Genomic DNA, 18012 nt, shown 5'->3' with positions numbered 1-18012 from the left:
GGTATGTTTACTTAGCAAAAAACTTTAAAACCTTTTGTTTTAGCTAATAACAGGGTGTGAGTAGGAAAAAAATGGGAAGTTAGCACTAATAGCAATATTAAAAGTGCGAAATTAAGACGGAATTAATGCCATTGAAAAAACTCAGGCATGATAAATGCAGATATTTTCTGTGTGATATTATAGGGAATTGGTCAACAAATATTTGTGATTGAAGTATCAAACTTACTTAATTCAGTTTAAAGAGCATATGAAAAATATATGTGCCGAAATTAAAACAAAATTTCAAAATAAAACATAAAAAGGAAAGAGAGGACAAGTTATGGTTTATTCAGACAACGGAAGAGCATTTCACATTGATGTAGCACCGGGAGAGGTAGGCAAATATGTACTTATGCCAGGAGATCCGAAGAGATGTGCGGCAATCGCCAAATACTTCGATGATCCGGTACAGATCGCAGATAAGAGAGAATTTGTAACCTACACAGGCTATCTGGACGGAGAGAAAGTCAGCGTAACCTCTACAGGGATCGGTGGTCCGTCCACATCTAACGCACTGGAAGAACTGGTACAGTGCGGCGCAGATACCTTTATCAGAGTAGGAACCTGCGGCGGCATGGACCTTGAGGTAAAAGGCGGCGACATTATCGTGGCAACCGGTTCTATCCGTATGGAGGGAACAAGTAAAGAATACGCACCGATCGAATTTCCGGCAGTGGCAAACCTGGACGTAGTCAATGCTCTGGTAGAATCTGCAAAAGAAATGGGATGCAATTATCATACAGGTGTTGTACAGAGTAAAGATTCTTTCTATGGACAGCATTCACCACAGACAAAACCTGTAAGTTATGAACTTGAAAATAAATGGGAAGCATGGATGAGACTTGGATGCCTTGCATCTGAAATGGAATCAGCTGCTCTTTTCACAGTAGGCAGTTATCTGAGAGTTCGCTGCGGTGCAGCTTTTCTTGCTGTAGGTAATCAGGAGAGAGCGAAGAGAGGAATGGACAACCCGCAGTGCCACGACACAGACATGGCTGTGCGCGTGGGTGTGGGAGCACTGAGACTGCTTATTGCTCAGGACCGTGCGAAATCCGATTGTCCCAGATAATACCTGCGGCAACAAGAACGATGCCAAGGATTTTCTTAAGGCTGATATTCTGGAACATCAGAGCATCGAAGAGAATACCTGCGGTTAACTGACCAACCAGCAGGAGAATGGTGGATTCCATAACCTTGAGGTGTGAGAGGGTGATCATGGAAATGATAAATGCCACGATCCCGAATGCACCTCCAAGGTAAGCCCACCACGGTGCCTGTCCGAAAGAATACAGATCCACGGAGAATCTGGTGGATACCAGCAGAAGAATAAAAGATAACACTGTAGCAACGATGTAGTTTACAAGGGAACCATTATTTGTTCCGAGATATTTGGTACAGCGGTAATTGATCATCTTTGAGATTACAGTTGCGCATCCGTTTACGAATCCCAGAGTAAGTACAAATGCCATATCGAAGCTCCTTTCATGAAAGATTGATGATGATCAGTCCGATCAGGATCAGTGCGAAGCAGGGAAGACGCTTCAGGTTGAACGGGATCTTAGGAACTCCGAACCAGCCGAAGTGGTCGATCACTGCGGAGATCACAAGCTGTCCTGTAACAGAGAGACAGGTCATGACGGATACTCCGAGGGCTCCGATACAGTAACTGGAAGTGACAACCAGAAAGATGCCGAAGAATCCTGCAGAATACAGGTACCATGGCATTCCGGAAATTTTTAATTTTTCATGGCAGTACAGCTTCATGTACAGGATCAGAAGAATACCGCCGACAGCGTGAACTACAAGACTCATGCCGAACATGCCCACATAATCTGTGAGCATGCGGTTCAGACTGCCCATGGCAGACTGGCAGGCACCTGCAAGCAGAGTAAAAAATGCGTACATAAAAAGATTTCCTCCTCCTAAATAGTAAAATGTTACGGGATGACTGTCGTTTATCTGTAACTGACAGAAATCCCCGGGTGATATTTTCATAAAGAAAAATGAAAATATCATATGCAGTTAACATTGTATCACGCTATTATACAGGAAAAAAATGCGGCTTGCCAGTCCTTTGAGAAAATTATCAGACAATTATTTTCGAAAATCGGGAAGATATCTAAATATGAGAGTGAAACTGGCTGCAATGAAAGAAAGTATTTTCAGAATCACCAAAATATATATTTTTTGTCAGAAAAAAAGGGTGGAAATTCTTTTGAAAGTAAGTTACAATAGATATATTAAACTAAAATATTGACGAAAACATCAATATTCTAGTCAATAACACCAAAAAAAGGAGACAAACCTATGAAAGCATGGGAGATGGCACAGGAGATTTTTCATAATGCACAGCCCGTGATCCGCAGCGAAGAAGAGCAGACATGGACGGACAACGTAGATGTGTCCGGTTTCTATGATGACAACCTGTCTCTCGACTGGGGCAGCAATGTACCGGGATCCGGAGCACCGGAGAAGATCATGGTGGCAGCAGTCCAGGCGTTGGAGAACAGAGGTTATCTGGTCAGTGAGAAAGGCTATCAGCTTTTACACGAAGGACTTGCGGCACATGAAGCAGGAGACTTTGTAAAACTTCATCAGGTTTCCGCACAGCTTCGAAGAGAACTGGCACATGCAGTGAAAGATGAGACATCGCCTTACTGGAATTACAGGTATTATCACTCCTTTGAGGAGTATGAGGAGCAGGTTATTTTTCCGGAGGCAGTTTCTGTAGACTGTACAACAGAGGAGTTTGCGGACAAGATTCACGCAGGATGGCTTGCGCAGCTGGTGGGCGGTGCCATGGGAACTATGGTTGAGGGCTATACCAGCGAGAATTTAGTTAAGGCATTTGGAGATGTAAAGGGATTTTTGAGAGAGCCCAATACATATAATGATGATATAACCTTTGAACTTGCATTTCTGGATGCATTTTCAAAGAAAGGATATGAGGTAACCTCGGAGGATATTGCACTTGCCTGGGTAGGACTGATCCCTTGTGGATGGTCTGCTGAGGAACTGGCGATCCGCAATATCAAGAACGGGATTTTCCCGCCTGAGAGTGGCACACACTGTAATCCGTTCAATGAATGGATCGGGGCTCAGATGAGAGCCGGTGTATGTGGCATGGCGGCACCTGGCAAACCTTATATCGCAGCAATGCTTGCATGGAGGGACGGAGAGGTTTCCCATGCGAACAACGGAATCCTTGGAGAAGTTTTCAACGCAGTGATGACTTCACTGGCATTCGTGGATACGGATATCCGGAATGTTGTGAGAACTTCCATAGATCTGATTCCGAAAGACAGTGAATATTATTCGGTGGTCTCTTATGCGTATGACTGCTGTATATGTTATGAGCACTGGCAGGATGCATTAAAGGCATGTATGGACAAGTTCCATAAGTATAACTGGATCCATGCGTACCCGAACGCCTGCTGCGAGATCATCGCATTAATATATGGAAACGGCGATTTCCGTGAGACACTTCATATCATTACCATGTGTGGTGTTGATGTGGACTGCAATGCGGGAATGATCATGCCGCTTCTGGCAATTCAACAGGGAACCAAAGCGATTCCCGCTGAACTGATCCACCCGGCTTTTTCCAGGCTGGACACCTACATGAGGGGAGAATACAGAACCATTTCTCTGGAGGAGTTAGTTCAGAAAACAGTAAAGAGTATCAAAATGGCTGAACAGGCAAAAGGAAAAGGAGGAACGAAATAATGAAGAAAAAATTAGTAGCAGCAACTCTTACCGCATCAATGATCCTGTCCATGGGAGTAGCAGCAGTACCGGTTATGGCCAAAGACGATGGAGAACCATACAAAGTAGCACTTCTGCTTAACGGAACTCTCGGAGACAAATCATTCTTTGACTCTGCAAACTCAGGAATGGAAGCACTGCAGGAAGAACTTGGAGAAGATAAGTTCACTTACAAAGTAGAACAGATGGGTGCTACATCTGCAGACGAAGCAAAATGGGAACCGACTATGTATGATTACTGCGATGATGGTTCTTATGATATGATCATCTGCGGTACTTATCAGATGCTGGATGCTCTTACAAATGCAGCAAATGATTATCCGGATCAGAAATTCATCTTCTTTGATGAAGCTTTTGATTACAGTGCAGGCGGAGAGGACAATGTATACAACGTAATGTACAAGCAGAACGAGGTATCTTATCTTCTTGGAGCTATGGCTGCCATGATGACAACAGATGATTCCCTTGAGATGGTTGATCCGTCCAATAAGATCATTGGATTCCTTGGTGGTATGGACAACTCTGTTATTGAGGACTTCCTTGTTGGATACATTCAGGGTGCAAAAGATGTTGATGAAGAAACACAGGTTGCTCTTGCTTATGTAGGTAACTTCTATGATTCTGCAGCCGGTAAAGATATGGCTCTTACACAGTATCAGAATGGTGCAGATGTAGGATTCAACGTAGCAGGAAGTGCAGGCCTTGGACAGATCGAAGCAGCTGTAGATGCGAAGAGATATGCATTTGGTGTTGACTCTGACCAGGCAGCAGTTCTCCCGGACTATGCAGCAAATATTCCTACATCCGCTCTTAAGAATGTAGGTAATTCTCTGGTTCGTGCGATCAAAGAAGATATTGACGGTGAGCTTCCATACGGTACTCTTGAGTATCTCGGACTTGCTGATGGCGGTGTTGAGCTTGTAGAAGACGAACATTATGAAGAAGTAGTTCCGGAAGAAATCCGTACAAAAGTTGAAGAACTGAAACAGGATATCATCGATGGAAAGATCACAGTTCCTACAACTCTTGGTGACGATGCAATGAGCCCAGACGATGTTCAGGCTCTGATCGACTCTGCAAAATTGAGCTAATTGAACTGAATATTGAAAAACGACCAAGCCTTAGGCTGGTGATGTGTCAGTATTCTGATATATCAAGATGATAAGCAAAGGTGCGCGTCATGCTGTTTCGCATGATGCGCATTCTTGTTTAGATAAGTATACGTTTTAACACGATGCTATATCAGAGATGAGCAATGATATCAGGTTCCAAAAGCTTAGCTGCATAGTGATGAGTGTTTTTGAGTTTTTTGAACCTGATATATGCGACAAATAAGAAACGAGGTGAACGGATTGGATAATCAGACTGTATTACAGATGAACCACATCATGAAAATTTACGGCAATGGTGTGGTAGCCAATGAAGATGTATCCCTTGAGCTTCGTAAGGGCGAGATTCACGCGATGCTCGGTGAGAATGGTGCCGGTAAGAGTACACTGATGAAAGTTCTTTTCGGACTGGAAGCACCGGATCAGGGTGAGATTATTCTCAAGGGACAGCCTACAACTATCAAATCTCCACAGGATGCTATTAGTAAAGGAATCGGTATGGTACATCAGCACTTCATGCTAGTACCGTCACTGACAGTTGCTGAGAATATCATTCTGGGAGTTGCGCCGAAGAAAGGTCTGTTCATTGATATGGACAAGGCGATCAAGGCAGCAGAGGACATTGCAAAGGAATATAACTTTGACATTGATGTCCGCCAGAAAGTAGAGGAAATCCCGGTTGGCATCAAACAGAAGGTAGAGATTCTAAAAGCCCTTTACAGAGGTGCTGAGATCCTGATCCTGGATGAGCCGACAGCAGTACTGACTCCACAGGAAACAGACGAGCTTTTCATTCAGCTGATGAAGCTGAGAGAGAAAGGCCACACCATTATCTTTATTTCCCACAAGCTGGATGAGATCAAGAAGATCTGCGACCGTGCTACTATCATGAGAAATGGCCGCAGCATGGGAACATACGAAGTAAAGGATATCTCCACACAGGAAATGTCCCGTCTGATGGTGGGAAGAGAAGTTTCCCTGAAATTTGACAAGAAAGAGCAGCATCTCACAGATGACATATTTATGAAAGTACGTAACCTGACTGTACATAATGCACAGGGTGTCCTGAAAGTTGATGATCTTTCCTTTGACCTGAAAGGTGGAGAGATTCTTGGAATCGCCGGAGTTGAGGGCAACGGACAGAGCGAACTGATTGATACACTGACAGGATTGAACAAGAAGTACAAAGGTGAGATCAAGATCAAAGGACAGGATATTGCAAATGCTTCTATTGAGGATATCCGAGAGATGAAGCTGGCACATATTCCTGAAGACCGTATGACTTCCGGATGTGCAGGAACCCTGAGCATCATGGAAAATATGTTCTCCAATCAGTATAAAGATAAGAGATTCTCCGGAAAATTCCTGCTGAAACGTAAGGCAATGGAACAGAGAAGCGATGAGCTGATCAAGGAATATATGGTCAAATGTAAATCCAGAAAGCAGAACGTGGGAATGCTTTCCGGTGGTAATATCCAGAAAGTTATCGTTGCCAGAGAATTCTCAACAGGTCCGGATATTATTATTGCGAACCAGCCGACACGTGGTATCGACGTTGGTGCTGCGGCATTTATCAGAAAGAGACTGCTGGAGTTCCGTGATGCGGGATGTGCGGTTATCCTGATCTCTGCGGACCTTACAGAGATTTTCTCCCTGAGTGACAGACTGGCTGTTATGTACAAAGGCAAATTTGCCGGATTCTTTACAGACGTGGAGAATGTAACAGAGGATGAGCTTGGACAGCATATGTTGGGTATTAAGCATGATGATGTACTGGAGGGAGTATTATATGAATAGTGCAAAGAAATTTGATATGGTGAGGACCGTCTTTTCCGTCCTGATCGCACTTGCCATCTCTTTTGTGATTATCTTCATGGTAAGTGATCAGCCGCTGGAAGCGATCAAATATTTACTGATCGGTCCTTTTACAAACAAGAGAAGTATGGGAAACGTAGTGGAATCCATGATTCCGCTGATCTTTACAGGTACTGGTGTCTGCATCATGTTCTCTGCAAACCAGATCAACCTGGCTGGTGAGGGCGCATTCCACATTGGTGGTCTGATCGCATCCTGCGTGGCAATTAAATTAACTGCCACTTTTGTATCACCATTTATGGCACTTCTTTGTGCTGGTCTGGTAGGTGCGCTGTTTACAGCAATCCCTGCTATTATGAAAATTACAACAACAGCGTCTGAGATGGTTTCATCTCTGATGATCAACTATCTGGCATTATATTTTGGAAACTATATGTTAAATAATGTGATCGGTGACCCGAAAGCCAGTGCTGCTTCCTATAAGCTGGCAGATGCTGCAGAGCTCCCGGTACTGATTCCCGGAACACGTGTACATCTGGGAATTATCATTGCGATCGCAGTAGCTGTTCTTGGGTATTTCTTCCTTTACAGAACAAAGATGGGATATGAGCTCCGTCTTGCCGGTGAGAATGAAGAATTTGCGAAATATTCCGGAGTCAGCATTGTGAAAGTTATCATGATCTCTCAGCTTCTGGGTGGTTTCGTTGCAGGTCTCGGCGGTGGTGTGGAAATGCTCAGCCCGATCTACAGCAGATTTACCTGGACTTCTCTTCTTGGATATGGATGGGATGCGATCATTATCTGTACACTTTCCAAAAAGAACCCGTTGTATACACCTTTTGCTGCTTTGTTCCTTGCTTATCTGCGTACAGGAGCTTCTATCATGGCACGTAGAACAGATGTTACACTGGAGATCGTGCAGATCACACAGGGTATTATTATCCTGCTTGTAGTTGCAGAGCAGTTCCTGAGCAAATATAAACATAAGATCATTGCCAAAGAAGCAAAAGCAGCACTGAAAGATGAGGAGGCGGTATAGGTATGTGGAGTGCGATTTTATCCCCTGACTTTTTTACGACAATTTTAAGATCGGCAACTCCGATCCTGTTTGCAACTCTGGCAGCTGCCATTGCTGCAAAAGCCGGAATCTGTAATATGGCTCTCGAGGGAATTATGTTGTTTTCTGCTTTGTTCGGAGTTATTTTTTCATCAATAACACACAGTGCATGGCTGGGACTTCTGATCACAATGGTGCTTGGCGGTCTGATTGGTATGATCCTTGCGTTCTTTATCCTGAACCTGAAGACAGACGAAATTCTGGCAGCAATCGCCATTAATCTGACGGCTACCGGCGGTACAGTATTACTTCTGGTTGCATTTTCCGGAGACAGAGGAGTTTCTTCCTCTATCCGAAGTGTGTCTGCACCATCAGTAGTGATTCCATTTGTTGAGAAGATCCCATTTATCGGAAGCATTCTTTCAGGACAGAATGTCCTGACATGGTTATCTATCCTGGCAGTAATCCTGCTGCACCTGTTCCTGTACAAAACACCTCTGGGACTTGCAATCCGTGCAGTTGGCGAGAACAAGAATGCAGCGGAATCAGTAGGTATCAGTTCCCGTAAGATTCAGTATATTGCACTGATCATCAGTGGTGTGCTGGCAGCGATGGGTGGTTTCTACCTCTCCGGTGGATATATGAATATGTTCACAAAAGATATGGCAGGCGGCCGTGGCTTTATTGCCCTGGCAGCTGCAAGTATGGGTGGAAATACCCCGATTGGTGGTTTTCTGGTATCTCTGCTCTTTGGTATTGCACAGGCGGTTGCAAACGTTATGCAGCTTACTTCTGTTATGCCGTATGAGATTATTCTGATGGTACCTTATCTGACTACTCTTATCGGACTTGGCGTTTACTATTATGGACAGAAGAAGAAAAAAGAGCGTCTGAGCGGTAAATAAAAAGAACAGGAAAGCAGAGGGCCGGAATCCTGCCTGGGTGCTTTAAGAAAAAAATCCCTGCTTTATATTGCAGACAGCAATAAAGCAGGGATGCTTGTATACGAGAGAATCAGAAATTCAGTTTTGCAAATTCCTCGTCCGGCAGGATTGCAGACGGAGTTGCCACAACAGCAGAGGAAACACGGTTTGCTTTTGCAATTGCATCATGTAAACTGTCACCCTTTTTCAGGCAGGCAATGACAGAACCGATATGGGAATCACCTGCGCCGATGGTATCTGCCTGAGTGGTCGGTACAGGAGGGATGATTTCTTCAGTGGTTCCGTCGAAGTAGTAGCAGCCTTTTTCTCCAAGGGTAATGATCACAGTGTTGTGTGTTTTACCATAGAGATAAGCACCTGCTTCTGAAATGGTGGATTTTCCACTGGCATCAAGTGCTTCTGTTTCATTGAGATGCAGGATCGGTGAGAGATTATAAATGCGATTTACAAGAGCCGGGTCAATGACAGTAAGTCTTGGGCCGGGGGCGAAGAAAACAGTAAGCTGCGGGTTCTTTTCCAGGAACTCTACGACATTGCTTCCTGTCACTTCTTCAATTTCAAGGCCGCAGATATAAACAGAATCAATTTCTTCCAGATCAATGAGATCAAACCAGTCTTTCTGGAACAGGTATTCCGCACCGTGATAGGAGATGAAAGTGCGTTCGCCGCTCTTTTCTACGAAACAGTAGCAGCATCCGTTATCCATGTTTGGCGCCGGAATGGGAATGGCGATTCCTTTTTTCTTTAATTCTTCTCTTACGAAATATCCGTAAACTCCTGTACCTACAGGGGAGAACAGGATGTAAGGAACCCGGAAATGACGTACAGAATCAGAAACATTGTAAGCGCATCCGCCCAGAGACATATGCTGGCTGCGTACATGGACGTCCTCGCCGGTCCGTGGAAGAGAATCAACAAGATTTACGATAACATCTACGACAGTAGAACCAATGATCAGTGCTTTTTTCATGATGGAAACTCCTTCTGATGATGTGAGATTATGTAATTATGAAAAAATAATTTCTGCTGAAGTTCCATAATTTTATATTCAGAAGCAAAATATCTTTTGGCTCTGATATCGTATTATGTGAATCTAGCAGACAGAAACTGATAATAAACAACTACGAGAAATATGCTATCACAGATAGATTTTACTGGCAATACAGAAAGGGTGAAATTAATGCAGAAAACAATTTTACTGCAGGGTGCAGGAATTCTGGATGAAGAAGCAAAATGCACTCTGAAACAGAATGTATATATTAAAGATGGAAAAATCCTCAAGATTGTAGCAGAGAGTGAAGATGACCATTCCGTAGCTGCAGATGAGAACATTGACTGCAGCAAATACTTTGTAAGTCCGGGTCTGGCGAATCTGCATACACATACAGCTATGAATATCTTTAAGGGAATTGCAGAGGATGTAACTGCAGATGCCTGGTTCAATGAGATGATCTGGCCGTATGAGAGCAAGATGACAGATGATGATGTTTATATCGGAACACTTATGGGAATCTCCGAGATGATCAACAATGGTGTAACAGTTTTTGCAGACCATTATTTCGGAGAGGAACAGGTACTGAAAGCAGTGAAAGAGACAGGAATCCGTGGAGATCTGGCACCGACACTGTTTGGTATGACTCCTGATTTCCATGACCGTCTGGCTCAGGTGAAAGAATTTATCCAGGAGCACAGAAATGATTCTGACAAGATTTCTTTCCACATGGGACCGCATGCTAACTATACCTGCCCGTCACCGACACTGAAAGAGATCGTTGATGTGGCAAAAGAACTGGATCTGCCGATCCATCTGCATGTATCAGAAGAGGATGTACAGGTAGAGAAAGCCAGAAAAGAGACAGGTATGACACCATTTGGAATCCTGCATGAGGCAGGCGGATTTGACTGTAAGGTTTTGATCGGACATGGTTTATGGATCGAGGAGGATGACCTGAAATATCTGAGAGATGATACCTGGTTTGCATTCTGCCCGAAGACTTATATGAAACTGGCATCCGGTAAGGGCGGTTTCTTTGATCATTATAAGAAACTGAATTACGGATTCGGAACAGACGGTGCAGCAAGCTCCAATACACTGAATCCGATGGAACAGGCAAGACTGTTTGGTCTGCTTGGCAAGTATCAGGACAGAAATTCCGCAGAGTATACGGCTGAGGAAATCTGGAAACATCTGATGGCAAGTCACCAGGCATTCCCGTTTGGAAGTGGAAGAATGAAAGAGGGTGCACCGGCAGATCTGGTAATCTGGGATCTGTACCAGCCGGATACTTTCCCATTTTACAGTCCGATCTCATCTATCCTTTACAGCAGTAATAGTCAGAATGTAAAATATACTATGGTAGCAGGTGAGTTCCTGAAATATGATGGTAAGCTGAAGATGGATACGGAGGCGCTGATGAAAGAGGCAATCCGCTTGCAGAAAGAGCTGCTGGCGAGAGGTAAAGGAAAAGCAGAGGTTACTTATTAAATTTATATAAAAACAAAAAGGAGGAAAATTACTATGTGTATTCCAACACCACACAACACCGCAAAGAAAGGTGACATTGCAAAGAAAGTTCTGATGCCGGGAGATCCGCTGCGTGCGAAATATATCGCAGAGACATATCTGGAGAATCCGGTATGCTTTAACACAGTAAGAAATATGTTCGGTTACACAGGAACATATAAGGGAGAGCAGGTATCCGTTATGGGTGGCGGTATGGGTATGCCGTCTATGGGTATCTACAGCTATGAGCTTTATAATTTCTATGATGTAGAGAAGATCATCCGTATCGGTTCTGCTGGTGCTTTACAGGATGATGTGAATGTAATGGATGTTGTGATTGCTATGAGTGCATGCACAGATTCCAATTATGGAAGCCAGTATCAGTTACCTGGAACATTTGCTCCGACAGCAAGCTACAGCCTGGTTGAGAGAGCAGTGGAAGTTGCAAAAGAGCAGGGTACTCCGGTTCATGTTGGTACTGTTGTATCTTCTGATGTGTTCTACAGTGATAATCCGGAGAGTTCCAAGGCATGGAGAAAGATGGGTGTTCTTTGTGCGGAAATGGAGTGTGCGGCGCTGTTTATGAATGCGGCAAGAGCTGGTAAGGAGGCGCTGGGTATTCTTACTATTTCTGATCATATGTTCAGAGAGGAAGCGATTTCTGCGGAGGCTCGACAGACTTCATTTAATAAGATGATGGAGATTGCTTTAGGAATTTAAGGGATAATCCAATATAGATAGTAGGGGCTCTTTGGCTGGTATGTGGGAATACTGGTCAGGGGGCTTTTTGCTTTCAATAGGGACGCGTAAAAAAATATTTCATTTCATGTGCGGTTTCGGACGCTAAGATATTCTAAGTCCTCAAAAATCTGCTAAAAGCATGAGTCTCCAGGGACAAACTCGCTTCGCTCAGACAGTGTCCCTGGAGGCTCATAACGCAGATTTTTGAGAACTAAGAATATCTAAGCATCCTGCAAATGCACATGAAATGAAATATTTTTCGACGCTGTTTTTGGTATATGGGGAAATTGAGCTCAGGAGTTTTGGGGTTGGCAGGGGATTCGGCATCGGAGTCGGTGGATGTGGATGGAGAAGCTGAAGCTGGGCAGGATGCTGGAGGAGTATGTATGGTCAAGGGGTTAGATGTATTCCGGAAATATTTTGCTGATTATAAGGATCAGTATATTCTGATTGGTGGTGCTGCCTGCGATATTATATTTGAGAGTAATGAAGTGAATTTCAGAGCAACAAGAATCCAGCTTATCTGCAATTCTTTTGGATGATGCTTATTATAAGGCTCTTCTTAATGGAAAAGCTATAGAGAATGGTCTTTCGGTTCTTAGACCGGAATATATTATTCTTTTTGAGGCGAAAGCATATCTTGACCTGAAAATGAGAAAAGAATCTGGTGAATTGGTTGATTCCAGTGATATAAAGAAACATAAGAAAGATATTCTACGTATTGCATCAGAACTTATATTGGAAAAAACAACTGGATTGCCGAAGAGCGTGGAGCTGGATATACATACTTTCATTAATGATCTGGAACAAGAACCGTTTGATAAAAATTTATTGAAAATATATGGTTTAATGAATGATGAAGTTGTAAGTCTACTGAAACAGATATTTATGTAAAAAAGTTGAGTAAATCTGAGATGCAACATTCATACAGTATTGTGTTAGAGGGGCAGTTAATGACGACTGTTCTCAAGAAGAGCAATTGAAACTCCTTTCATTTTGTGTTAATATAAATACAATATGGGAGGTATTTTGAATGCAGATTAGAAAGTCAGCGGAGGATTATTTAGAGGCCATTTTGGTGTTGTCCAAACAGGGGGACGGGGTTCGTTCTATTGATATTGCAACGATGCTTGGGGTATCGAAACCAAGTGTAAGTCATGCGATGAAGTTGCTTCGTGAAGATGGTTATATTGCTATGGACCGTTATGGTACGGTAACACTTCTGGAGAAGGGAAATGAGATCGCGGTTCATATTTATGAGCGTCATACAGTGCTGAGCAAGATGCTGGAACATCTCGGTGTAAGCCCTGAGGTTGCGAAAGAGGATGCTTGCAAGTTGGAGCATGATCTGAGCGATGAGAGTTTTTCTAAGATAAAAGAACACTTTCACAAAGTGATTGGGGAAGTGGAATAAGGTAAAAATATAACAAGATAAAAGAGCGGCTGTTTCGTGTGAAGTTACGAAATAGCCGCTCTTTGAGCATTATGCGTTCTGTTTCTGCGGAAGCTGCGCAAGGATGATCGCGGCGAACATGATTACGCATCCAAAGATTTCTTTTGCGCTTAACTGCTGTCCAAGAAGAACCCAGCCTGCGAGAACAGAGATGCAGGACTCCAGGCTGAGGATCAGGGATGCGACAGTTGGATTCATGTTTTTCTGGCCTATGATCTGCAGGGTATAAGCTACACCACAGGACATAACTCCGGCATAGAGAATTGGCTGCCATGCTGCAAGAATGGATGAAAAATCCGGGTGTTCAAACAACAGTGCAGGAATTCCGGATAGGATTCCGCAGGTCAGGAACTGGATGCAGGAAAGTTTTACTCCATCCACTTTCGGAGAAAAGTGGTCAATGACCAGAATATGTATGGAGAATAAGAACGCACATACCAGTACAAGCAGGTCGCCTTTACCAATGGAGAATCCATCTGTAATACACAGAAGGTAAAGTCCAATCAGTGCCATTACAACAGCAGCCCAGATAAATTTGCTGCATTTTTTTCCAAGAAACAGACCGATGATCGGTACGATCACGATATAACAGGCGGTAATAAATCCGGCTTTTCCGACAGTAGTATATTTAATGCCGAACTGCTGGAAGTTGCTTGCCAGACAAAGGCAGATTCCACAGAAAATACCGCCGATGATCAGATCTTTTTGTTTCTGGACATTGGATACGGTGTTGGTGGATGGATGGGAACTGGCGGTTTCTACTGTTGCAGAGCTGTTAGAATTTTTCTGTCCAAGAACAAGGATGAGAGGAACCAGTACAGCGGATCCGATCAGAGAACGGACTGCATTAAATGTGAATCCTCCGACATAGTCCATTCCCACGCTCTGAGCCACAAAAGCGATGCCCCAGATAACTGCAGCGAGGAGCAGGAGCAGGGAATTTTTTAAAGGTATCTGTTGTTTTTGCATTTGTAAAAAATCCTTCCTTAATATAGTGTGTAAATGAAATGTATAAAATGTGGATAATACAAAATATTTATTCATACAGTGTGGATAGAAACAGTATAAGCTGCAAATATCAGACTGATTTGTAAAATGAATAAATGCTTTCATAATTATACAACACAGACCAGAAAAGTAAAAGAAGATTGTTAAAGTGATAAATCTGAGAGTAGAGTTTGCGTTACTGAAAACGGAGTGAACAGTAATGAGTTTGTTGAAATTGTATTAGAAAAAGATGATGGAGTAATTTGAGAAGGCAGAAAGTTATGCATGAAAATGTGAATAAGAGAAAGGCTTGGGAGTACAAAAAAGAAGCCCCTGCAGGAGGCTCCTTTTTCGCAAATGTGTAATTGTAAGTGTTTAATCTTATTTCCAATATTCCGCAGATCAGATAAAGATATATTTCAGAATGAACAGTACAGCAAGCACATACATCAGTACGCTGATCTTCTTTTCTTTTGCTTTACCTGTAACAACATTGATGATCACATAGGAGATAACACCCATGGAGATACCTTCGGAAATGCTGTACAGGAACGGCATTGCGATGATCGCGATAAATGCCGGGATGGCTTCCGTCATGTCGTTGAAATCAATCTTGGTTACAGATGTAAGCATCAGGAAACCAACGATGATCAGAGCCGGTGCAGTAGCAAAAGAAGGAATTGCCAGGAAGATCGGAGATAACAGCAATGATAATCCGAAAAGGATGGCTGCTACCAGGGAAGTAAGTCCTGTACGTCCGCCTTCAGCAACACCGGAAGCACTCTCTACGAAAGTAGTAACTGTAGAAGTACCGCACATAGCACCTACTGTAGTTCCTACTGCGTCAGAAAGAAGAGCACCTTTGATATTTGGAAGTTTGCCTTCTTTATCAAGCATGTCAGCTTTGGAAGCAACACCGATCAATGTTCCAAGTGTATCGAACATATCTACAAACAGGAATGCGAACATGATGACTACGAAATCCAGTGTGAAGACAATGGAGAAATCCATCTTCATAAATGTCGGAGCCATGCTTGGAATAGAGATTCCGTTTGAGAAATCCGGCAGGAGACTGTACCAGCCAGCCGCTGCATCCGGTTTATAAAGTCCGATAAACTGGCAGATGATCCCAAGTCCCCATGTGATCAGGATACCCCAGAGGATATTTCCTTTTACATTCTTTACAAGAAGAATGGCAGTGATCAGAAGTCCGATCAGTGCAAGCAGAACGGTGATTCCTTCTGTATTAAATGTTCCATTGGATACGGAAGATTTAAAGGAAAATACGCTTACCAGAGTAGAGTCATTATTAACTACGATCTTCGCATTCTGCAGTCCGATAAAAGCAATGAAAAGTCCGATACCAACGGATACTGCATGTTTCAGGTTCATTGGAATCGCGTTAAAAATCGCTTCACGCACGTTTGTGAGTGATAACAGGATAAAAATAATACCTTCTACAAATACAGCTGCCAGTGCCTGCTGCCAGCTGTATCCCATACCGAGAACAACCGTGTATGCGAAGTAAGCATTTAAGCCCATACCCGGTGCAAGAACAAACGGGTAGTTAGAAAGTAACGCCATCAGGCAGGTAGCGATAAAGGATGCCAGTGCAGTTGCTGTAAAAACAGCACCTCTGTCCATGCCGGATGCTTCCAGAATGTTCGGATTAACAGCCAGAATGTAGGCCATTGTCATGAATGTGGTAATACCTGCCATGACTTCCGTCTTTACGTCAGTGTGGTTCTCTTTGAGATGAAACAATTTGTCAAGGTTCATAATCCTTCCCCCTTTTGATTTTAAAATTGTCGTTACTGTACATAGTGTGAGCAGTAACAAATTGCCGGTTAATCTGCGGCGATCCAGATGACCATCCCGAAAAAAACAGGGTGAAACTCCTAGAATTGATCGTCCTGATAAATCAGAAACCGCCGCCGGAATCTGTATTTCCTGCAGTTACAGAATCTTCTTTCCAGCTACATACTTAGCGGTAATATTACGGTCATCGGAAAGATAGATCAATCTTTCCAGTCTGTTTTTCGGAGAAAGCTTCAAAGGTGTTGGAATAGTGCTGTCATTAAGCACAACCGCATCAAATTCATAACCCTCCTTAAAGCTTCCGACCTTTCCAAAGAAGGAACCGCCTCCTTCTGTTCCCATATAAAAGGCTTCTTCAACGGTAAGCGGCTTCATGGAAGAATCAACCAGCCGCCAGTACAGCTTGGAAACCTGAATGGCATCAGCCATGGCACGCAGAATAGAAACTGAAGTTCCACCTGCAATATCAGAGCCCAGTCCGATATGTAAGCCTTCATCCAGATAACGTCTCGCAGGAGAGATACCGGAAGAAAGATTGGTGTTAGACTGAGGACAATGAGCAATGTAAACGCCCTGTTTTTTCATAAGGGTAATTTCTTCATCGGAAGAATGAACACAGTGAGCCATGATCGTCGGGCAGTCACCGCCGAAAAGATCAAACTGGCTATATGCTTCTCCATAGAAATGTGTATTCGGACAAAGCTCCTTTACCCATGCGATTTCACCGAAATTCTCTGATAGGTGGGACTGCATCGGCAGATGATATTTCTTCTGAATCTCGGAAAGCTTCTCCATCAATTCATCAGAACAGGATGGCGTAAATCTCGGAGTAAGGATTGGCTTTACATTTTCAAATTTGTCCAGCGTATCTTCAATCCACTGAACCGTAGCATCAGCAGAAGCCTGAGCACTTTCCTCCTGCAATTCCAGAGAACCATTGCGGTCCATATTTACCTTGCCGACCATAGTCTTCATTCCGGTTTTATCCAACATTTCCATCAGAAGCTCCGTAGCCGGAACATGAAGTGTTCCAAACATACATGCTCTTGTATTCGGGCTCTTCTTCATATCTTCAACAAAAATAGAATAAGCCTCTTTTGCAAAATCGATATCTGCATAACGCGCTTCCTGCGGGAACGTATAAGTATTCAGCCAGTCCAGCAGCTCCAGATCCATACCTGAAGAACGGAACGTATACTGCGGAGCATGGAGATGAAGATCCGTCAGACCCGGAATAATAAGCTCATCACCGAAATCTGTACATTCAATTCCTGCATACTTCTCAGGAAACTCGCCAAACACCCCGACACATCGCCCATCTTCACATACCAGATAACCTCTCTCAGTAACAGAAAGCTCTGTCTGAGAACTGCTGTAGCAGATCGTTCCTTTAAGTGCAAATGTCTGTTTTTTGTTGTTCATAATCATTACCTTCTTTCTTCGTAGTTAAGGAAAGGCAAAAAAAAGCTACCGATGTTGCCTTTACCTCATGCTTTCTCCTTGGGGAGAGAACTTATAGACAACTATTACGGTAGTTGGTAGAAACATCCAACCGATTATGGACATATATAAGTTTTCTAATATTATTTACAAAATGATTATAAAATATTTATAGTTGACTGTCAATTCTTTTCTATGATTTAATTTATTATTCTTTTTTGTTAGTTTGCGCTTACTTAAAAATCTAACTTCCACCATTTAATTTCCTTTGGATAAAATATTTTTCTAAGCGTCCCTTTTATAGATAAAATATGATACAATACCCATTAAATAAAAGAGAA

General features: G+C 43.1%; 17 protein-coding genes and 1 riboswitch. Of the genes, 11 read left to right on the top strand and 6 right to left on the bottom strand.

Features of this window, described 5'->3' with window-relative positions; all coding sequences use genetic code 11:
• Positions 1-319: 319 nt before the first annotated feature.
• Positions 320-1108 carry a uridine phosphorylase gene (udp, locus tag ACTNES_RS08410; protein WP_441039101.1) on the top strand — a complete coding sequence of 263 codons (789 nt, stop codon included), beginning with the start codon at positions 320-322 and terminating at the stop codon, positions 1106-1108.
• On the opposite strand, the gene ACTNES_RS08405 is transcribed toward udp, so the two are convergent.
• Positions 1068-1508, bottom strand: coding sequence for a DMT family transporter (locus tag ACTNES_RS08405; RefSeq protein ID WP_320813350.1), 441 nt, complete (start codon positions 1506-1508; stop codon positions 1068-1070). The two genes, udp and ACTNES_RS08405, sit on opposite strands and share 41 nt — an antisense overlap.
• A gap of 13 nt (positions 1509-1521) precedes the next feature.
• Positions 1522-1944: a DMT family transporter gene (locus ACTNES_RS08400; RefSeq protein ID WP_216460982.1), complete on the bottom strand. Its 423-nt coding sequence runs from the start codon at positions 1942-1944 to the stop codon at positions 1522-1524.
• Positions 1945-2346: 402 nt separating this feature from the next.
• On the opposite strand from ACTNES_RS08400, the gene ACTNES_RS08395 reads away from it, so the two are divergent.
• From ACTNES_RS08395 to ACTNES_RS08375, 5 genes are all read left to right on the top strand, one after another.
• Complete coding sequence (locus ACTNES_RS08395) at positions 2347-3765, top strand: ADP-ribosylglycohydrolase family protein (protein WP_300335738.1); 1419 nt, start codon at positions 2347-2349, stop codon at positions 3763-3765.
• Positions 3765-4895, top strand: coding sequence for a BMP family lipoprotein (locus tag ACTNES_RS08390; protein WP_291808386.1), 1131 nt, complete (start codon positions 3765-3767; stop codon positions 4893-4895). Before ACTNES_RS08395 ends, ACTNES_RS08390 begins: the two co-directional genes overlap by 1 nt.
• A 252-nt stretch (positions 4896-5147) precedes the next feature.
• The gene (locus ACTNES_RS08385) at positions 5148-6710 is read left to right on the top strand and encodes an ABC transporter ATP-binding protein (RefSeq protein WP_441039100.1); all 1563 of its coding nucleotides are present in this window, start codon (positions 5148-5150) and stop codon (positions 6708-6710) included.
• Positions 6703-7767, top strand: a complete 1065-nt coding sequence (locus ACTNES_RS08380; protein ID WP_291808392.1) for an ABC transporter permease — start codon at positions 6703-6705, stop codon at positions 7765-7767. Before ACTNES_RS08385 ends, ACTNES_RS08380 begins: the two co-directional genes overlap by 8 nt.
• Positions 7768-7769: 2 nt before the next feature.
• Complete coding sequence (locus tag ACTNES_RS08375) at positions 7770-8690, top strand: ABC transporter permease (RefSeq protein ID WP_320813349.1); 921 nt, start codon at positions 7770-7772, stop codon at positions 8688-8690.
• Between the two features lie 109 nt (positions 8691-8799).
• Here the strand turns inward: ACTNES_RS08375 and ACTNES_RS08370 are convergent, their stop codons facing one another.
• On the bottom strand, positions 8800-9699 hold the full coding sequence (locus tag ACTNES_RS08370) for a PfkB family carbohydrate kinase (RefSeq protein ID WP_291807698.1): 900 nt from the start codon (positions 9697-9699) through the stop codon (positions 8800-8802).
• Positions 9700-9909: 210 nt separating this feature from the next.
• On the opposite strand from ACTNES_RS08370, the gene ACTNES_RS08365 reads away from it, so the two are divergent.
• From ACTNES_RS08365 to ACTNES_RS08345, 5 genes are all read left to right on the top strand, one after another.
• Positions 9910-11214 (top strand): amidohydrolase family protein, encoded by a 1305-nt coding sequence (locus ACTNES_RS08365; protein WP_291807699.1) that lies wholly within the window; start codon positions 9910-9912, stop codon positions 11212-11214.
• A gap of 33 nt (positions 11215-11247) precedes the next feature.
• Positions 11248-11952 carry a purine-nucleoside phosphorylase gene (gene deoD, locus ACTNES_RS08360; protein WP_216460974.1) on the top strand — a complete coding sequence of 235 codons (705 nt, stop codon included), beginning with the start codon at positions 11248-11250 and terminating at the stop codon, positions 11950-11952.
• A 329-nt stretch (positions 11953-12281) separates the two neighbouring features.
• On the top strand, positions 12282-12515 hold the full coding sequence (locus ACTNES_RS08355) for a hypothetical protein (protein WP_291807700.1): 234 nt from the start codon (positions 12282-12284) through the stop codon (positions 12513-12515).
• Complete coding sequence (locus ACTNES_RS08350; RefSeq protein WP_291815223.1) at positions 12508-12867, top strand: hypothetical protein; 360 nt, start codon at positions 12508-12510, stop codon at positions 12865-12867. The genes ACTNES_RS08355 and ACTNES_RS08350 overlap by 8 nt, the downstream gene beginning before the upstream one ends.
• 139 nt (positions 12868-13006) lie before the next feature.
• Entirely contained in the window at positions 13007-13387 is a 381-nt protein-coding gene (locus ACTNES_RS08345; RefSeq protein WP_291807702.1) for a metal-dependent transcriptional regulator, read from the top strand.
• Between the two features lie 69 nt (positions 13388-13456).
• On the opposite strand, the gene ACTNES_RS08340 is transcribed toward ACTNES_RS08345, so the two are convergent.
• The 3 genes from ACTNES_RS08340 to ACTNES_RS08330 form a co-directional block, all read right to left on the bottom strand.
• Positions 13457-14380 carry a DMT family transporter gene (locus tag ACTNES_RS08340; RefSeq protein ID WP_291807708.1) on the bottom strand — a complete coding sequence of 308 codons (924 nt, stop codon included), beginning with the start codon at positions 14378-14380 and terminating at the stop codon, positions 13457-13459.
• Between the two features lie 435 nt (positions 14381-14815).
• Complete coding sequence (locus tag ACTNES_RS08335; protein ID WP_291807703.1) at positions 14816-16192, bottom strand: NCS2 family permease; 1377 nt, start codon at positions 16190-16192, stop codon at positions 14816-14818.
• Positions 16193-16369: 177 nt separating this feature from the next.
• Entirely contained in the window at positions 16370-17653 is a 1284-nt protein-coding gene (locus tag ACTNES_RS08330; protein WP_330636068.1) for an amidohydrolase family protein, read from the bottom strand.
• Positions 17654-17727: 74 nt separating this feature from the next.
• A riboswitch (purine riboswitch) is annotated at positions 17728-17823 on the bottom strand.
• Positions 17824-18012: the final 189 nt, after the last annotated feature.

It is taken from the genome of Blautia sp. HCP3S3_D9 (assembly GCF_052063845.1).
Lineage (GTDB): Bacteria > Bacillota > Clostridia > Lachnospirales > Lachnospiraceae > Blautia_A.
The sequence above is the reverse complement of the archived record's forward strand: the minus strand, read 5'-3'. Positions and strand labels throughout refer to the sequence as shown.

Excerpts from the sequence above, each read along its gene's own strand:
- udp (WP_441039101.1), top strand. The coding sequence starts at position 320 with ATGGTTTATTCAGACAACGGAAGAGCATTTCACATTGATGTAGCACCG.
- ACTNES_RS08405 (WP_320813350.1), bottom strand. The coding sequence starts at position 1,508 with ATGGCATTTGTACTTACTCTGGGATTCGTAAACGGATGCGCAACTGTA.
- ACTNES_RS08400 (WP_216460982.1), bottom strand. The coding sequence starts at position 1,944 with ATGTACGCATTTTTTACTCTGCTTGCAGGTGCCTGCCAGTCTGCCATG.
- ACTNES_RS08395 (WP_300335738.1), top strand. The coding sequence starts at position 2,347 with ATGAAAGCATGGGAGATGGCACAGGAGATTTTTCATAATGCACAGCCC.
- ACTNES_RS08390 (WP_291808386.1), top strand. The coding sequence starts at position 3,765 with ATGAAGAAAAAATTAGTAGCAGCAACTCTTACCGCATCAATGATCCTG.
- ACTNES_RS08380 (WP_291808392.1), top strand. The coding sequence starts at position 6,703 with ATGAATAGTGCAAAGAAATTTGATATGGTGAGGACCGTCTTTTCCGTC.
- ACTNES_RS08375 (WP_320813349.1), top strand. The coding sequence starts at position 7,770 with ATGTGGAGTGCGATTTTATCCCCTGACTTTTTTACGACAATTTTAAGA.
- ACTNES_RS08370 (WP_291807698.1), bottom strand. The coding sequence starts at position 9,699 with ATGAAAAAAGCACTGATCATTGGTTCTACTGTCGTAGATGTTATCGTA.
- ACTNES_RS08365 (WP_291807699.1), top strand. The coding sequence starts at position 9,910 with ATGCAGAAAACAATTTTACTGCAGGGTGCAGGAATTCTGGATGAAGAA.
- deoD (WP_216460974.1), top strand. The coding sequence starts at position 11,248 with ATGTGTATTCCAACACCACACAACACCGCAAAGAAAGGTGACATTGCA.
- ACTNES_RS08345 (WP_291807702.1), top strand. The coding sequence starts at position 13,007 with ATGCAGATTAGAAAGTCAGCGGAGGATTATTTAGAGGCCATTTTGGTG.
- ACTNES_RS08335 (WP_291807703.1), bottom strand. The coding sequence starts at position 16,192 with ATGAACCTTGACAAATTGTTTCATCTCAAAGAGAACCACACTGACGTA.
- ACTNES_RS08330 (WP_330636068.1), bottom strand. The coding sequence starts at position 17,653 with ATGAACAACAAAAAACAGACATTTGCACTTAAAGGAACGATCTGCTAC.